The organism is Pseudonocardia oroxyli, from assembly GCF_900102195.1.
Classification (GTDB): domain Bacteria; phylum Actinomycetota; class Actinomycetes; order Mycobacteriales; family Pseudonocardiaceae; genus Pseudonocardia; species Pseudonocardia oroxyli.
Window position 1 is genome coordinate 65,553 of the sequence record NZ_FNBE01000001.1, and the last position, 16,280, is coordinate 81,832.

General features: G+C 73.7%; 13 protein-coding genes. 7 read left to right on the forward strand and 6 right to left on the reverse strand.

The genetic code is table 11. The features are described 5' to 3' along the window. The first annotated feature begins 107 nt into the window (after window positions 1-107). Complete coding sequence (locus BLS43_RS00335; RefSeq protein ID WP_093074755.1) at window positions 108-896, forward strand: RNA polymerase sigma factor SigF; 789 nt, start codon at window positions 108-110, stop codon at window positions 894-896. Between the two features lie 77 nt (window positions 897-973). On the opposite strand, the gene BLS43_RS00340 is transcribed toward BLS43_RS00335, so the two are convergent. The 4 genes from BLS43_RS00340 to BLS43_RS00355 form a co-directional block, all read right to left on the reverse strand. Then, complete coding sequence (locus tag BLS43_RS00340; RefSeq protein ID WP_093074758.1) at window positions 974-2,056, reverse strand: DNA topoisomerase IB; 1,083 nt, start codon at window positions 2,054-2,056, stop codon at window positions 974-976. A gap of 117 nt (window positions 2,057-2,173) precedes the next feature. Continuing rightward, on the reverse strand, window positions 2,174-4,534 hold the full coding sequence (locus tag BLS43_RS00345; RefSeq protein ID WP_093074761.1) for a glycoside hydrolase family 65 protein: 2,361 nt from the start codon (window positions 4,532-4,534) through the stop codon (window positions 2,174-2,176). Further along, window positions 4,531-5,265: a beta-phosphoglucomutase family hydrolase gene (locus BLS43_RS00350; RefSeq protein ID WP_093074764.1), complete on the reverse strand. Its 735-nt coding sequence runs from the start codon at window positions 5,263-5,265 to the stop codon at window positions 4,531-4,533. Before BLS43_RS00350 ends, BLS43_RS00345 begins: the two co-directional genes overlap by 4 nt. Window positions 5,266-5,339: 74 nt before the next feature. Further along, window positions 5,340-6,950, reverse strand: a complete 1,611-nt coding sequence (locus tag BLS43_RS00355; RefSeq protein ID WP_143029901.1) for an ATP-dependent DNA ligase — start codon at window positions 6,948-6,950, stop codon at window positions 5,340-5,342. A 112-nt stretch (window positions 6,951-7,062) separates the two neighbouring features. Here BLS43_RS00355 and BLS43_RS00360 point away from each other — a divergent pair, with 112 nt between their 5' ends. The 4 genes from BLS43_RS00360 to BLS43_RS00375 all read left to right on the forward strand — a co-directional run bounded on the left by BLS43_RS00360 (window position 7,063) and on the right by BLS43_RS00375 (window position 12,799). Next, window positions 7,063-9,588, forward strand: a complete 2,526-nt coding sequence (locus BLS43_RS00360; protein WP_093075974.1) for a DEAD/DEAH box helicase — start codon at window positions 7,063-7,065, stop codon at window positions 9,586-9,588. A 255-nt stretch (window positions 9,589-9,843) separates the two neighbouring features. Then, the gene (locus BLS43_RS00365) at window positions 9,844-11,007 is read left to right on the forward strand and encodes a DUF418 domain-containing protein (protein ID WP_176921112.1); all 1,164 of its coding nucleotides are present in this window, start codon (window positions 9,844-9,846) and stop codon (window positions 11,005-11,007) included. After that, complete coding sequence (locus tag BLS43_RS00370; protein ID WP_093074773.1) at window positions 11,004-12,158, forward strand: sensor histidine kinase; 1,155 nt, start codon at window positions 11,004-11,006, stop codon at window positions 12,156-12,158. The genes BLS43_RS00365 and BLS43_RS00370 overlap by 4 nt, the downstream gene beginning before the upstream one ends. Beyond that, window positions 12,155-12,799 carry a response regulator gene (locus BLS43_RS00375; protein WP_093074777.1) on the forward strand — a complete coding sequence of 215 codons (645 nt, stop codon included), beginning with the start codon at window positions 12,155-12,157 and terminating at the stop codon, window positions 12,797-12,799. Before BLS43_RS00370 ends, BLS43_RS00375 begins: the two co-directional genes overlap by 4 nt. Window positions 12,800-12,824: 25 nt before the next feature. Here BLS43_RS00375 and BLS43_RS00380 read toward each other — a convergent pair whose 3' ends face one another. Both BLS43_RS00380 and BLS43_RS00385 read right to left on the reverse strand, forming a co-directional pair. Beyond that, entirely contained in the window at window positions 12,825-14,021 is a 1,197-nt protein-coding gene (locus BLS43_RS00380) for an acyl-CoA dehydrogenase family protein (RefSeq protein WP_093074780.1), read from the reverse strand. Window positions 14,022-14,077: 56 nt separating this feature from the next. After that, window positions 14,078-14,752, reverse strand: a complete 675-nt coding sequence (locus BLS43_RS00385) for a DUF742 domain-containing protein (protein ID WP_093074783.1) — start codon at window positions 14,750-14,752, stop codon at window positions 14,078-14,080. A 257-nt stretch (window positions 14,753-15,009) separates the two neighbouring features. Here BLS43_RS00385 and BLS43_RS00390 point away from each other — a divergent pair, with 257 nt between their 5' ends. Next, window positions 15,010-15,666: a Pr6Pr family membrane protein gene (locus BLS43_RS00390; RefSeq protein WP_237191565.1), complete on the forward strand. Its 657-nt coding sequence runs from the start codon at window positions 15,010-15,012 to the stop codon at window positions 15,664-15,666. Window positions 15,667-15,673: 7 nt separating this feature from the next. Next, the gene (locus BLS43_RS00395; RefSeq protein ID WP_093074786.1) at window positions 15,674-16,279 is read left to right on the forward strand and encodes a sulfite oxidase-like oxidoreductase; all 606 of its coding nucleotides are present in this window, start codon (window positions 15,674-15,676) and stop codon (window positions 16,277-16,279) included. Window position 16,280 lies beyond the last annotated feature (1 nt).

Consider the following 16,280-nt stretch of genomic DNA (forward strand, 5'->3'; position numbering starts at 1 on the left):
ATCCTCCGGGACGGGAGCGCGAGCGGACCGCAGCGTGCGGCGCGGCTGACCAACCTACCAGCGCCACCGCCGCGTTTCCGGGTCGGCGCCCCCGGGTAGATGAACCCGTGACCGCCGGCGAACCCGCGCCCGCCCCCGACCGGGGCTCGTCCGAGTACGCGCACCTCGCTCCCCTGTTCGACAAGCTCGCCGCCCTGCCCGCGGGCCATGCCGAGCGGGAGGCCCTGCGGGACGAGCTGGTGACCGGGCACCTGCCGGTCGTGCGGCACATCGCACGCCGCTTCGCCAACCGCGGCGAGCCCGTCGACGACCTGGAGCAGGCGGGCACCGTCGGGCTGATCAACGCGGTGGACCGGTTCAGCCCGGACCGGGGCGTCGACTTCCTGTCCTACGCCGTCCCGACGATCACCGGCGAGGTGCGCAGGCACTTCCGGGACCGGACCTGGGCCATGCGGGTGCCGCGCAGGCTCAAGGAGATGCAGTCCGCCATCACCTCCGCGGTCGGGCCGCTGTCCCAGGAGCTCGGCCGGGCCCCGAAACCGTCGGAGATCGCCGAGCGGCTGGGGATGCCGACCGAGGAGGTCCTGGAGGGTCTCGACGCCCAGCAGGCCTACCGCGGCCCCTCGCTCGACGAGCTGGTGTCGGGGGCCGACGCGCCGCTCTCGGACACCCTGGGCAGCGCGGACGCCGAGCTGGACAAGGTCGAGTACCGCCAGACCCTCGCGCCGCTGCTCGACGAGCTCCCCGCCCGCGAGCGCACGATCCTGGTGCTGCGGTTCTTCGGCAACAAGACGCAGACGCAGATCGCGGACGAGATCGGCATCTCCCAGATGCACGTCTCCCGGCTGCTCGCCCGCACCCTCGCCCGCCTGCGCGAGCAGCTGAGCGAGGACTAGCCCCCCGATCGCGCCGAGATGAACCTGAGGGCGATCCGGGCGGGCTCGGAATCGCCCTCAGGTTCATCTCGCGTGGGTCAGCCGGTGATCAGGCGGGCCACCGCCCGCTCGACGACCGCGCGTTCCCGGTCGTCGGTGAGCGAGCCCGCCCGGCTGACGGCCCGCAGCACGGTCCGCCCCTGCTCGAACCGCTCGATCACCCGCGGGTCGACGTAGGAGTTGCGGGCCACCGTCGGGGTGTTGCCCAGGTGGTCCGCGACCGTGTCGACCGCGGCCTTCACCATGCGCGTGCGGGCCCGCTGCGCCCCCGGCACGCGCCCCTCCTGCGCGACGGCGGCCGCGAGCGTGACCGCCGCCAGCACCGTCGCGTTCCAGGTGCGGAGGTCCTTGCAGGTGAACGACTCCCCCGCCAGCTCCTTGACCGCCACGTTCAGGTCGGCGGAGGTGACGTCGTGCCAGTCCCGGCCGGTGCGGTAGACCAGCAGGTCCGCCCCGCCGCCCTTGCGCCGCAACAACCCGCCGACCAGCCGGTGGAGCAGGGCGTCCCGCAGGTCGAGCCGGCGTGGGATGCCGCCCTTGGCCGGGTAGTCGAACCGGACGAGGCCGCGGCGCAGCGACACGTGCTCGCGGCGCAGGGTCGCGAGCCCGAAGGTGCCGACCTCGTCGTGGTCGTCGCCGTCGTGGTCGCACTCCGTGTCGCTGCAGGCGGGCGCGTACTGCTCCCCGCCCGCCCGGAAGACCCCGATGTCCAGCATGCGCACCGCGCCGGCGAGCACCCGGTCCCGGTGCAGGCCCGGCGTCTCCAGCCGGGTCCGGACCTCGGTGCGCACCGCGGCGAGCCTGCGGCCCAGGGCCAGGACGCGGTCGTGCTTGGCGGCGTCCCGCGCCCGCCGCCAGTCGTCGTGGTAGCGGTACTGGCGGCGGCCCGCGGCGTCGGTGCCCACGGCCTGGATGTGGCCGTGTTCGTTCGGGGAGATCCACACGTCCTGCCAGGCGGGCGGGATCACCAGCGCCTTGACCCGGGCGACCGTCCGCGGGGGGAGCCGCTCGCCGTCGGCTCCGAGGTAGGTGAACCCCCGCCCCGACCGGCGCCGGCCGTAGCCCGGTGTGGCGGGGTCGGAGCGGGTCAACCCGGGCGGCGGCTCGGCTGCGGCGGTCACGGGCGGCGGATACCCCGCCCCCGACCCCCTGAACCGACGACCCGCACGTCCCCGCCGAGATGAACCTCAGGGCGATTCCGGGACAGCCTGGATCGCCCTGAGGTTCATCTCGGCGGGTCAGGCGGTGTGCTGGCGCTGGCGCGGGGCCCGGCCGTAGGGCTGCTCCACCGGGTCCACGGTCGGCGGGGCGGGCATGGGCCGGATCTCGGGCTCCTCCGCCAGCGCGACGGGCTCACCGTGGTGGCGCAGCCGCATGGGCGGCCCGCTGACCAGCTTGTACTCCACCTCGTCCTGGGTGACGGTGACCCGCAGGTGCCTGCCCTGCCACCGCAGCCCGAAGGACAGCCGCGACAACGCCGACGGCAGCACGGGCGCGAACGCCAGCCCGGTGGCGTCGCACGTCATGCCGCCCAGCCCGGTGGTGATCGACACCCAGGTGCCCGCCATGGACGCGATGTGCATGCCGTGGTCGGTGTTGCCCGCCAGGTTGTTCAGGTCGATCAGCGCGGCCTCGGCCAGGTAGTCGTACGCCAGGTCGAGGTGCCCGGTGCGGGCGGCGACCATCGACTGCGTGCACGCCGACAGCGACGAGTCCCGCACGGTGATCGCCTCGTAGTAGGCGAAGTTGCGGCGCATCTGCTCGGCGGTGAAGGCGTCCGGCCGCAGCTGCATCGCGAGCACCAGATCGGCCTGCTTGATCACCTGCTTGCGGTACAGGTCGAAGTAGGGGTAGTGCAGCAGCAGCGGGTAGGTGTCCGCCGGGGTGTGCTCGAAGTCCCAGATCTTGTGCTTGGTGAAGCCCTCGGACTGCGGGTGGACCTTCAGCTCCTCGTCGAACGGGATGCGCATCGAGGACGCGGCGTCCCGCCAGGAGGCCATCTCCTCGCTGTTCACCCCGAGCTTGGCCGCGCTGCGCGGGTGCTTGGCGGCCACCTCGGCGGCGTAGCGCAGGTTCAGCTGCGCCATGAGGTTGGTGTAGACGTTGTTGTCCACGATCGCCGAGTACTCGTCCGGCCCGGTCACCCCGTCGATCCGGAACTCCCCCGCCGAGTCGTGGTGGCCCAGCGAGCGCCACAGCCGGGCGGTGGCGACCAGGATCTCCAGGCCCACCTCCAGCTCGAACTGGGTGTCCCCGGTGGCCGCGACGTGCCGGCGCACCGCGTCCGCGATGTCGGCGTTGATGTGGAAGGCCGCCGTGCCCGCCGGCCAGTACCCGGAGCACTCCTCGCCGCGGATCGTGCGCCACGGGAACGCGGCGCCCTTGAGTCCCAGCTGCTCGGCCCGCTCGAAGGCCGACGGCAGGATCGACTGCCGCCAGCGCAGCGCGTCCGCCGCGGCGTCCGGGGCCAGGAACGACAGCACCTGCAGGCAGAAGGTCTCGGTGTCCCAGAAGGTGTGGCCGTCGTAGCCGTCCGCGGTGAGGCCCTTGGCCGAGATGCAGCGGCGCTCGGCGCGGGCGCCCGCCTGCAGCACGTGGAAGGTCGCGAGCCGGACGGCCTGCTGGAGCTCGGCGTCCCCGTCGATCTCGACGTCCGCGGTCTCCCAGAAGTCGTCCAGGTACTCCTGCTGCTCGCGCAGCAGGCCGTCCCAGCCGGTGTACCGGGCGGCGGCGGACGCGGCCCGGACCTGGTCGTAGACCGCGGGCAGGCTGCGCCGCGAGGACCAGCCGTAGGACAGGTACTTCACGACCTTGAGCGTCTGCCCCGGCTCGACCCGGCCGATGATCGTGGTGCTGCCCGCGTCCTCGGTGGCGTCCGAGGTGATCTTGATCCCCTCCGGCCCGTGGACCTCGTGGTCCATGGCCGCGGCGACCCGCAGCTCGGACTTGCGGGTGCTGTGCACCAACGTCGCCCCGGCCTCGTCGGCGCGGAACATCTCCGACTGCAGCGCGTTCGTCAGCGCGGCCTCGAGCCGGGGGTCGTCGCCGCCGCGGGTCGGCAGCTGCTCGTTCGCGACCAGCTCGGACTGCACGACGAGCAGCGCGGGCTCGTCGAGCACCTCGACCTCGTAGCAGATCGCGGCGATGGCGCGCTGGGTCATCGAGACCAGGCGTTTGCTGCGCACCCGCACCACGCGCCCGGCCGGGGACTCCCACTCGACCTCGCGGGTGAGCGTGCCCGCCCGCAGGTCCAGCACCCGCTCGTGGCGGCGCAGCTTGCCGTACCGCAGGTCGAACGGCTCGTCGTCGACCAGCAGCCGGATGAGCTTGCCGTTGGTCACGTTGATGATCGTCTGCCCCGACTCCGGGTAGCCGTAGCCGCCCTCGGCGTACGGCAGCGGCCGGACCTCGTAGAACGAGTTGAGGTACGTGCCGGGCAGGTGGTGCGGGTCCCCCTCGTCGAGGTTCCCGCGCAGCCCGATGTGTCCGTTCGACAGCGCGAAGACGGACTCCGTCTGGCCCATCGCGGCGATGTCGAGGGTCTGCTCCCGCACGACCCAGGGCTCGACCGCGAACGTACGGCCCGAGTCCGGCTTCACTCGTCCTCCAACAGCTCAGAGAGATCCTCGACCACGACGTCCGCGCCGTGCTCGCGCAGCGCGTCGGCGTGCCCGAGCCGGTCGACGCCGATCACCCGGCCGAACCCACCCGCCCGACCCGCCTCGACGCCCGCCAGGGCGTCCTCGTACACGACCGCCACCTGGCGGTCCACCCCCAGCTCCTCCGCGGCGAGCAGGAAGGTGTCCGGCCGCGGCTTCCCGGGCAGGCCGCGCTCCCGCGCGGTCACCCCGTCGACCCGGTGGTCGATCAGGTCGGTCAGGCCCGCGACCTGGAGCACCTGCTCGGCGTTCGCGCTGGACGACACCACCGCCGTCTTCATCCCCGCCGCGCGCACGGCCTCGAGGTAGGGCTTGGTGGCCGCGTAGACGTCCACGCCCTTCTCCCGGATCACGACCTGGACGAGGTCGTTCTTGCGGGTCGAGAGCCCCCACAGCGTCTCGGTGTCCGGGGAGTCGTCCGGCGTGCCCTCCGGCAGCGTGATGCCGCGCGAGGCGAAGAAGCTGCGGGTGCCCTCCAGCCGGGGCTTGCCGTCGACGTACGGGCCGTAGTCCTTCGCCACGTCGAACGGGCGGTACCCGGGTCCGTCGTGCTTCTCCAGGTACTCGTCGAACATCGTCTTCCACGCCGTGGCGTGCACGCTCGCCGTGTCCGTCAGGACGCCGTCGAGGTCGAACAGGCAGGCACGTGCGCCCGCGGGGAGGCCCAACATGCGCCGAACCGTAGCGTTTCGGAGATCGCGCTCGGAGACCGGCGGTGCGATCCGGACCGTGTTTCACACGCCGTTCACACAGTCGTGGCGCTGGGTGCCGGGAGCACCACGCGGGTGGACGTGTGGCCCTCGTCCACCACCTCGACCACGGCCCCGCCCCCCGCCGGGACCACGGTGACCACGAGCCTGCCGCCGTCCGGGCGCTGCTCGATCGACCGCTGCACCGTCTCCCGGACGACGGCGAGGATCTGCAGCGGCGCCACCTCGACCTCGGCGACCTCGGCGGCGACCTCGACGACCGGGTCGAGCCTGCGGCCGAAACGCGCCTTCTCGATGTCGAGGTAGGCGCGGACCGCGGCCAGCTCCTCGGACAGCGGGATCGCGGGGCTGCCGACCCGGTCCGCCGTCCGCGAGAGGTCGGCGAACCCGAGCAGCAGCTCGCGGGCCTTCCCCGCGTCCGTCCGCATGATCGAGGCGATGGTGTTGAACGTGTTGTAGACGAAGTGCTGCTCGAGGCTGCGGTTCAGCGAGCTCGCCGCGAACGGGGCGGGCGGCGGCGTGGGTGCGGTGGGTGCGGTGGGTCCGGTGGGGGCGGCCGGGGGCGCGGGCGGGGGGTCGAGCCCGGGCCCGAAGACCTCCCGTTCCTCGGCGGCGGGGGCCTGCTCCTGGTGCCAGGGGGTGCCGTCCCACTCGTCCGGCTCGATCTCGTCCGGCTCGACGAGCCCGCCCCAGACCGGCAGCCGCAGGTGGGCACCGCGCGTCCAGCCCTGGTACTCCGCCCGGCCGACGAGCTCGGGCCGCAGCCAGCGGGCGCCCGCGGCGACCGGGCCCGGCACCGCACCGGGCCCCTCGGCCGCGAACGACGAGGTCCGGGCGTTCATGGTGCGGATCAGGCCGGCGATCTCCCGGCGCGCCTGGGTCGAGCCGACCCCGACCCGCCCGACGTAGCGCAGCGGCCCGCCGGGGGACTCCGGGATGCCGAGCAGCAGCGCCGCGATCCGTCCCCGGCCGTCCGCGGGCAGCCACCCGCCCACGACGACGGGGCGGCTGCGCCGCAGCGGGACCCGCAGCCAGTCCTTCGTGCGCCGACCGGACTTGTAGGACGCGTCGACCCGCTTGAGGTGCAGCCCGTCGAGCCCGTAGCGCTCGGCGGCCTCCATCACGAACTCGGCCTCGTCCGCCGGGTGGCTCGGCGGCACGAGCACGGGCGGCCCACCGATCTCCAGCTCCTCCAGCAGCGCGCGGCGCTGGTGGTAGGGGCTGCGGAGCAGCGAGCGGCCGTCGAGCCACAGCAGGTCGGTGACCACGAACCCGATCGGCACCCGGTCCAGCAGGCCCTCGCTGGGGGCGATGGTGGCGGTGCGGCGCATCAGGGGCAGCCGGGAGGGGCGGCCCGCGTCGTCCAGGGCGACGACCACGCCGTCCAGCACCATCCCGGCGCCGGGTGCCCGCTCGCGGAGCACCGCCAGCTCCGGGAAGCTGTTGGTGACGTTGCGGGCGGTGGAGGACAGCAGCCGCACGCGGTCGGGCTCGGCGTAGGCGACGCAGCGGAACCCGGCCCACGCGAACTCGACGGCCCAGTCCGCGCGGCCGCGCTCGGGCAGGTCGCCCTGGGAGGGGAGCATCGGCGAGACGACGGAGGGAATGGCGGAGGGCACGCCGCTGCCCGCACCCCGCCTGGTCACGTCCTCACGGTAACCCGCCTGACCTCCGGTCCGTCACCCTTTCGGCCGTACGGTGGCGCTCACGCGCCCAGCCGGCCGTCGGATGCGGCGGGTGGTGGACAATCGGTGCATCATGACCTCCTCCCTGCTCACGGACCGCCTGCCCCCCGGTGACGACCCCGACGCCCTGGTCGAGACGTTCGCGGACTGGGCCTTCGAGGAACGGGGCCTGTCGCTGTACCCGGCGCAGGAGGAGGCGCTGCTCGAGATCGCGACCGGCGGGAACGTCATCCTGTCCACCCCGACCGGCTCCGGGAAGTCGCTCGTCGCCATCGCGGCCCACGCCGCCGCGCTCGCCCGCGGCGCCCGCACCTTCTACACCGCGCCGATCAAGGCGCTGGTCAGCGAGAAGTTCTTCGCCCTGATCGACGTGTTCGGCCCCGAGAAGGTCGGCATGCTCACCGGGGACGCCGCGGTCAACGAGGGCGCGGAGATCATCTGCTGCACCGCCGAGATCCTGGCGAACATCGCCCTGCGCCAGGGCGCGCGGGCGGACGTCGGGTCCGTGGTGATGGACGAGTTCCACTTCTACGCCGACCCGTCGCGCGGGTGGGCGTGGCAGGTGCCGCTGGTCGAGCTGCCGCAGGCGCAGTTCCTCCTGATGAGCGCCACGCTCGGGGACACGACCTTCTTCAAGGAGGATCTGACCCGGCGCACCGGGCGGGACACCGTGGAGATCACCTCGGTGGAGCGGCCGGTGCCGCTGTTCTACGAGTACGTCGTCACGCCGATGCACGAGACGATCGACGACCTGCTGAAGGGGCAGCAGGCGCCGGTGTACATCGTGCACTTCACGCAGCAGTCCGCCGTCGAGCGCGCCCAGTCCCTGATGTCGGTCAACGTGACGACGAAGGAGGAGAAGGCGGCGATCGCCGAGCTGATCGGGAACTTCCGGTTCACCGCGGGCTTCGGCAAGACCCTGTCGCGGCTGGTGCGGCACGGGATCGGGGTGCACCACGCCGGCATGCTCCCCCGCTACCGACGGCTGGTGGAGACCCTGGCCCAGGCCGGACTGCTCAAGATCATCTGCGGGACGGACACCCTCGGCGTCGGGATCAACGTGCCGATCCGGACGGTGCTGTTCACGGCGTTGTCGAAGTACGACGGCACGCGCACGCGGCCGCTCAAGGCGCGCGAGTTCCACCAGATCGCGGGGCGGGCGGGCCGCGCCGGGTACGACACGATCGGCACGGTCGTCGCGGAGGCGCCGGAGCACGAGATCGAGAACGCCCGGCGGCTGGCCAAGGCGGGCGACGACGTCAAGAAGCGGCGCCGGGTGGTCCGGGTGCAGGCGCCGGAGGGGTTCGTCGGCTGGTCGCAGACCTCGTACGAGAAGCTGCAGACCGCCCAGCCCGAGCCGCTGACCAGCCACTTCCAGGTCACCTTCGCCATGCTGCTGAACGTGATCTCCCGGCCGGGGGAGGCGTTCGCGGCGATGCGGCACCTGCTCGAGGACAACCACGAGCCGCGGCCGCGACAGCGCAGGCACATCCTGCGCGCCATCCAGATCTACCGGGCGCTGCTGAAGGCGGGCATCGTCGAGAAGCTCGACGCGCCGGACGCCGAGGGCCGCACCATCCGCGTCGTCGGCGACCTGCAGCTCGACTTCGCGCTGAACCAGCCCCTCTCCCCCTTCGCTCTGGCGGCGTTCGACCTGCTGGACAAGGAGTCCCCGGACTACGCCCTGGACGTCGTCTCGGTGGTCGAGGCGACGCTGGACGACCCGCGCCAGGTCCTGCACGCCCAGCTCAACAAGGCCAAGGGCGAGGCGGTCGCCGCGATGAAGGCCGAGGGCATCGAGTACGAGGAGCGGATGGCGCTCCTGGAGGACGTCACCTACCCGAAGCCGCTCGACGAGCTGTTGACCGCGGCGCTGGAGACCTACCGGCAGGGCTCGCCGTGGGTCGAGGACGCCCAGCTCTCGCCGAAGTCCGTGGTCCGGGACATGTCCGAGCGGGCGATGACCTTCCACGAGTACGTCGGCTTCTACCAGCTGGCCCGCTCGGAGGGGTTGGTGCTGCGCTACCTGGCGGACTGCTACCGGGCGCTGCGCCAGACCGTGCCCGCCGCCGCGCACACCGAGGAGCTCACCGACCTGATCGAGTGGCTCGGCGAGCTGGTGCGGCAGGTGGACTCCTCCCTGCTCGACGAGTGGTCGGAGCTCGCCGCGGGCGGCGGGGTGTCCGACGAGACGGCGCCCCCGACCGTCGACGCCACGCCTCGGGGGGTCACGGGCAACGCGCGGGCCTTCCGGGTGCTGGTGCGGAACGCGCTGTTCCGGCGCGTGGAGCTGGCCTCGCTCAACCGCTGGGACCTGCTCGGCGAGCTCGACGGCGCCGCGGGCTGGACCGCCGACCGCTGGCGCGCGGCGTTCGCGCCCTTCTTCGAGCTGCACGGCTACGGCGGCATCGGGATCGGCCCGGACGCCCGCGGCCCCAAGATGATCGACATCGTCGAGGAGCCGGAGCGCTGGCTCGTCCGGCAGGTCATCGACGACCCCGAGGACGACCACGACTGGGCGATCACCGCCGAGGTGGACCTCGCCGCGTCCGACGAGGCGGGCGAGGCGGTCGTGTGGATCACGGGGTTCGGGGACTAGGGCGTGTCTCCCAATCCGCCACCGTCGCTCCCGGCGCCCACGCCGCCGCCGGCGGCGTTGCCGGACCGCCCGAATACGCCCGGTATGAGGGCGGCCCGGCTGCCTTGCCGGCGGCGACGTGGATCACCGGGCCCGGCGGTGGCGGATTGGGAGACACGCCCTAGTGCTCCGCCCCCGGGCTGCGACCGCGGGTGGAGGACGATCTCCACCCGCGGCCCGATGTGGGGGCCCGGGCGGTCCGCCAGGGTCGAGGGCATGGCGGAACGGGTGAACGGGGTCGACGCCGCGCGGGGGCTCGCCGTGCTGGGCATGGTGCTGACGCACGTCGCGGTCGCGGCGGCGGGGACCGTGCCGTTCACGGTGGCCGCCGGGCGGTCGGCGATCCTGTTCGGGGTGCTGGCCGGGGTGTCGCTCGCGCTGGCGACCGGCGGGCCGGACGCTCGGGTCACCCCGCGGGCCCGCGGCCGGATCGCCGTGCGGTCGGCGCTCCTGTTCGCGCTGGGCCTCGGGCTGGCGACGGTCTCGACGGGCCCGATGGTGATCCTCTGCACCTACGCGCTGCTGTTCCTGCTGGCCCTGCCCGCCCTGCGGTGGCGGCCGCGGGCCCTGCTCCTCACGGCACTGGCCTGGGCGGTCGTCGCGCCTGCGGTGTCGTTCCTGCTGCGCAGCGCGTTCCCGAGCGACACCGCAGGAGGGTCGGTCTCCCCCGGGGACCTGACGTCCTGGGCTGCGGCCGGGGACGCCGCCGTCCGGTTGCTGCTGACCGGCGCCTACCCGGTGCTGACCTGGGTGCCGTTCGTGCTGGTCGGGCTCGCGATCGGGCGGCTGGACCTGCGGGCCGCGGCGGTCCGCATCCGGGTCGCGTTCGCCGGGCTGGGCGCCGCCGTCGCGGGGTACGGCGGCTCCCGACTCGCGCTCGACGTCCTGGGCGGGCGCGCCGCGATCCGCGCCGCCCTCGCGCCGATCGCCGCGCAGACCGGGGTGCCCGTCGACCAGCTCACCGCGGTGCTGGAGCAGGGCGCGCTGGGCACGACCGGCACGATCACCCCGGCGTTCCTGCTGGTCGCGACCCCGCACAGCGGGACGACCTTCGAGATCCTAGGCTCGGCGGGTGTGGCGGCGATGATCATCGCGGGGGCGTGCGCGCTCCCGTCCCGGGTGCTCGTCCCGCTGTCCGCGGTCGGGCGCCTCGCCGCCTCGGTGTACGTGCTGCACATCGTCGCGATCGCGCTGCTCGACGGCCTGGCCCCCGGCTGGAACGGCCGGCCCTCGACCGCCTTCGTCGCCACCGCCGTCTTCGCCGCCGTGATCCTGGTGGTCGCCCTGCTGTGGCGGCACCGGCGCGGGCCGGTCGAGTGGGTGCTGCACACCCTCCCGGAGGCGGTCGTCCGCCCGCGGCGGGCCGCGGTGGCGGCGTGACGGCGGCCGAGCGGGCGGCGGACTGGCTCCGCGCCCATCCGCTGGTGCCCGATGCGGTGATCGCCGCCGCCGTGATCGCGGTCGGGCTGCTCTCGACCCGTGGCCTGGGGCCCGCGGAGATCGTGGTGGCGTCGGTGGGCGGTGCGTCGCTCGTGCTCCGCCGGACCAGGCCGATGGTGGGCGCGCTCGTCGTGCTGGCCTGTGGGCTCGCGACGGTCGGGTTCGGCCTGGTCGCCATCGCGATCACCCCGGCGGTGGTCGCGACGATCTACTCGCTCGCGGCGTGGGGGCCGCGGCGCTCCGGGCTGCTCGCGGCGGGGATCGCGGTGCTGGGCGGGGCGGGAGTCGGCGTGACCTGGCTGCTCCGCGGGCTCGGGGACCAGCGGTGGGGGGTCTTCCTCGTGCTGGTCGTCGGGGCGGCCCTCGCGTCGGCGACGGCCTGGCTCGGCGGGGCGCTGCGCCGCCTGGGCCGCCGCGAGGTCGTGCACCTGCAGGAACGGGCGATGCTGCTGGAGACCGAGCAGGAGCAGCGCGAACGGCTCGCCGTCCTCGCCGAGCGGGCCCGGATCTCGCGGGAGATGCACGACATCATCGCCCACTCGCTCTCGGTGATCGTCGTGCAGGCGGACGGCGGCCGGATCGCCGCGGGCGCGGGCCGGACCGCGCAGGCCACCCGGGTGCTCGAGACGATCGCGCAGACGGGGCGCGGCGCGCTCGCGGACGTCCGGGCGCTCCTGGGCCTGCTGCACGACCGGCAGGCCGAGGGGGCACCGCCACAGCCCGGGCTGGACGCCGTCCCCGGCCTGGTCGAGGACGCGGGCGCGCGGCTGCGGACGACCGGGACCGCCCGGGCCGTCCCGGCGGGCCTCGGGCTCACCGTCTACCGCGCCGTGCAGGAGGCGCTCACGAACACCGTCAAGCACGCGGGCCGCGAGGCGCGGGCCACCGTCGCGCTGACCTGGCAGCCCGACCTCCTGGAGGTGGAGGTGACCGACGACGGGCCCGCGGGGCCCGTGCTGGGGACCGCGGGCACCCTGGGCGGGCACGGGCTGGCCGGGATGCGGGAGCGGGTCGCGGCCCACGGCGGTGAGGTCGAGGCCGGTCCGCGGCCCGAGGGCGGGTTCCGCGTGCACGTGCGGCTGCCCGCATGATCAGGATCTGCCTGGCCGACGACCAGGACCTCGTCCGCGCCGGGTTCGGCATGGTGCTCGGAGCGCAGCCGGACATCGAGGTGGTCGCCGAGGCGTCCGACGGCGACGAGGTGCTGCCCGCGCTCGCCCGCACGCCCGCCGACCTGGTGCTGATGGACGTCCGGATGGCCCGCGTCGACGGCATCGAGGCGACCCGGCGCGTGGTGGCCGCGCACCCCGAGGTGAAGGTCGTCGTGCTCACCACCTACGACCTCGACAGCGCCGTGACGGCCGCGATCGCCGCCGGGGCCAGCGGGTTCCTGCTCAAGGACGTCACGCCGGAGTACCTGGTGGAGGCGGTGCGGACCGTCCACCGCGGTGACGCCGTCGTGGATCCCGCCTCCACCCGGCGGCTGCTCCGCCAGGCCGCACCGCTGCTCGACCGCACGGCGGAGCCCGCCCGACTCGCGGACCTGACGCCCCGCGAACGGGACGTGCTGACCCTCATCGGGCAGGGCCTCACCAACGCCGAGATCGCGGCCGAGCACGTGGTCTCCGAGGCCACGGTCAAGACGCACGTCGGCCACATCCTCGCCAAGACCGGCTCGCGGGACCGCGTGCAGGCGGTGGTCCTGGCGTTCCGCACGGGCCTGGTCCGATGACCGCCCGGGTGCGCGGCGCCTTCGCTCAGCCCAGGGGGCTGCGGGGCAGCAGCCGGTCGGCGATGATCTTCTGTTGGATCTCGCTGGTGCCTTCGAAGATCGTGGTCAGGCGGGCGTCCCGCCAGTAGCGCTCCACCCGGTGCTCGGTGGTGTAGCCGTTCCCGCCGTGCAGCTGGATGCCGTCGCCGGTCACCTCCGCGGCCATCTCGGTGGCCAGCAGCTTCACCATCGCCGCCTCCCGTTCGCACGGTTCGCCCTGGTCCAGGCGGTGGGCGACGTGCTGGTAGAACGACCGCGCCTGCTCCACGCGGGCCGCCATCGCGGCCAGCTTGAAGCGCACGGCCTGGAAGTCGCCGATCGGGTGGTCGAACTGTTCGCGCTGCTGCAGGTAGACGATGCAGTCCTCGACGGCGCCGCGCGCGAGCCCCACGGCGCGCGCGGCGGTGTGCACGCGGGCGATGTTCAGCCACCGCTGCGCGTCGGAGAACCCCTGCTCCCCCAGCAGGTTCGCCGCCGGGACGCGCACCCCGTCGAACTCCAGGTCCCAGGTGACGAACCCGTGGTAGCCGATCTTGTCGATCGGCCTGCCGGTGAGCCCGTCCGGGAAGGTCCCCCGCTCCTTCTCCACGACGAGCGTCGCCAGCCCCGCGGAGCGCTTCTCCCCCGGCTCGGGGTCGGCCGTGCGGACGAGCACCTGGAGGAAGTCCGCCGCCTTGGCGTTGCCGATCCAGCGCTTGCGGCCGGTGATCACGAAGTCGTCGCCGTCCCGCTCCGCCCGGGTGGCGACGGCGGCGAGGTCGGACCCGGCGTCCGGTTCGGAGAGGGCGATGGCCCCGATCCACGTGCCCGCGGCGCTGCGGCGCAACAGCTCCGCACGCCGGTCCGGGTCGGCCACCCCGGTGCCCGCGCCCTGGGCGCGGGCGATGATGCTCCCGACGCTCATCCAGCCGCGCGCCAGCTCCTCGGCGATCAGGCAGTACTCGAAGGCGCCGAGGCCCAGGCCGCCGAACTCGCGGTCCACGGTGATGCCGAAGTAGCCGAGGGCGCCCATCTCGTCGAGCAGGTCGCGCGGGATCTCGCCCTTGACCTTGTCCAGCTCGTCGGCCACCGGCAGCACCCGCTCGGTCGCGAACGCCCTGGCCTGCTCCTGCAGCTTCGCGCGCTCCGGGGTGTGGAAGGGGGCCGCGACGGTCGGGACGGGCGGGGGCAGGAACTCGCTCATGGACGAGTTCTGCCACAGATCGGCCGGGCCCGCCGCCCGAGGGCCCGGCCGTTCGGTCAGAGCCTGCGCAGCCCGGCCAGCACCCGCTCCATCAGCGCCACGTCCGGGCCCTCGGCCGCCACGGTGCTGTGCACCTCGAGCGCACCCGTCACCGCCAGGTCGCCGACGACGACCCGGGCGACGCCGAGGGGGATCCCCAGCAGCGCCCCCACCTCGGCGACCGACTTCGGCTCGCGGCACAGGTCGAGGACCACCCGGTGCTCGACGAGCTCGGGTCGGGTCAGCGCCCCGGCCTGTGTGGACACCAGCGTCTCGATCGCCAGCTCGTAGCGCGACCGGGTGCGGCCCTTGGTGTAGAAGTACGGGCGCACGGCCAGGGAGCGGCCGGACTCGTCGAACTCCTCGTAGGCCGGTTCCTCGACGACGGGCGCGGCCGGCTCGGGGAGCACCAGGATCGGCTCCGGGTGGGCCTCCTTGTCCCGGCGCCGCCGCGACGACCCGCCGAACCGGGCGCCGGTGTAGCCGACGTCCGGGACCTCGTGGAAGCCCGCGGGCTCCTGCGGCACGGCGGGCTCGGCAGGGGCCGCGGGCTCGGCGTCCACGACGGGGATGGCGGCCGTGTCCACCTCGGCGACGGCCTGGTCGTCCTTCTTCTTCTTGCGGCGCTTGCGCGGCGCACCGCCGAATCGCGCACCGGTGAATCCGATGTCGTAGTCGTCGGCCGGGGTCATTGCTCTCCCTCTGCGGGCGCCGGGGTGTCCGGGGGGCGTCTTCGAGTCGCACGGTCCCCACGTCTCGTTACGAACCTGTGTCGCAGCGGTTCCACCGGGATGACGTTCGCGCTCCGTGTCCGGCTTCCGGCGATCGGGTGACCCGGCCGTGACGCTGCGTCCGCCCAGACCGACCGAAAGGGGACGAGCCGGACCGTCACCTGATCGCGCAGTGATCGTTATCGCCGCACGCGCGGCCCGCACACTACGTTTCGCGGGTGGCTCGGTATCTCCCGCTGGCGCGGCCCTGGTTCGGGCTCGTCGCCGCCGTCGCGCTGCTCGGCGTGCTCGTCCAGCTGATCGGCACCGCCACGGCGGGGCCCGCGCTGACCCCCACGTTCCCGACGCGCGGCGCCCAGGTGGCCAACGTCTTCGCCTACTTCACGATCCTGTCGAACCTGCTCGTCGGTGTCGTGCACGTGGCGCTCGCGATCCGGCCCGAGCGGACCTCCACGCTCTGGCGGGTGCTCGTGCTCGACGCCGCGGTCGCGATCGCCGTGACCGGGATCGTCTACAACCTGGTGCTGGCCCCCCTCGTGCACCTGACCGGCATCCACGAGGTCGCCACGGTGCTCTGTCACATGGTCACCCCGGTGCTGGCGGTGCTCGGGTGGCTGCTGTTCGGGCCGCGCGGGCTCACGAGCGTGCGCGTCGTGCTGCTCACCGCCGTCTATCCCGTCGCGTGGCTCGCGTTCACCCTGGTGCGGGGTGCCGTCATCGCCTGGTACCCGTATCCGTTCGTCGACGTCGTCGCCCTCGGGTACGGCCGGGTCGCGATCAACTGCGTGGTGGTGGCGGTGCTGTTCCTCGGGTTGGGCTTCGGTGCGCTCGCCCTGGACCGCAGGCTCCCCGGCGTCCGCACCGACCCGGCATGATGGAGCCATGGCCATCACCCGTGGTTTCACCGGTCGGCGCAAGGACCGGGATCCCCGCCTGCCCCCGGGGCAGTACGACTCCGGCCGGGACTGGCCGGTGCTGAACGCCGAGCCCACCCCTCGGCTGCACACCGACCGCTGGACGTTCACGATCGAGGGCCTCGTCGCCGAGCCCGCGACGTGGACGTGGGACCAGATCCAGGCCCTGCCGCGCTCCCGCTACGAGGGCGCGATCCACTGCGTCACCACCTGGTCACGCTTCGACACGACCTTCGACGGCGTCTCCGTGGACACCCTCCTCGAGTCGGTCGAGCTCGACCCGGACGCCGCCTACGTGATGGCGACCTCGCACACCGGCTACACCACCAACCTGCCGCTGGAGGACGTCACCGACGGGAAGGCGTGGGTGGTCTGGGACGCCGACGGGGCGCCGCTCACCCCCGAACACGGCGGCCCGGCGCGGCTGCTGGTGCCGCACCTGTACTTCTGGAAGTCCGCCAAATGGGTCTCGGGCCTGCGGATCATGGCCGAGGACGAGCAGGGGTTCTGGGAGCGCAACGGCTACCACGACCGCGGCGACCCCTGGCTCGAGCAGCGCTACCAGGGGGACTGAG